Here is a 354-nt window from a genome sequence, read left to right on the forward strand (position 1 = left end):
AGCGCCGCCCTGTACCGCGCCGATGCGCCGCCCCGCGCAGGCGAGCGCTTTGACAACCCGGCGCTGGCCCGCTTGCTGCAGGCCGTCGCTGCGCAGGGGCCGCAGGCCTTTTATGCGGGTGCCATCCCCGCCGCTTGCGCCGCTGCGGTGCAGGCAGCAGGTGGTGTGTTGGCCGCTGCAGATTTCAGCGCCCACCAGGGCAACTTCTGCACGCCAGTGAGCACCTCGTTCCGCGGCACCACCATCTACGAATGCCCGCCCAACACCCATGGCGTGGCCGTGCTCCATGCGCTCGCTGCGATGCAGGACCAGGCCATCGACATGGCCAGCGCGGCCACCCAGGTCACGCTGGTG

Annotated in this window: 1 protein-coding gene; it reads left to right on the forward strand. The window is 70.6% G+C overall.

Features of this window, described 5'->3' with window-relative positions; all coding sequences use genetic code 11:
* Positions 1–354 (forward strand): gamma-glutamyltransferase (locus tag H928_RS30245; RefSeq protein WP_043340798.1); only part of this gene is annotated, 354 nt, incomplete at both ends.

This window comes from Comamonas sp. B-9, assembly GCF_000410635.1.
Taxonomy (GTDB): domain Bacteria; phylum Pseudomonadota; class Gammaproteobacteria; order Burkholderiales; family Burkholderiaceae_C; genus Comamonas.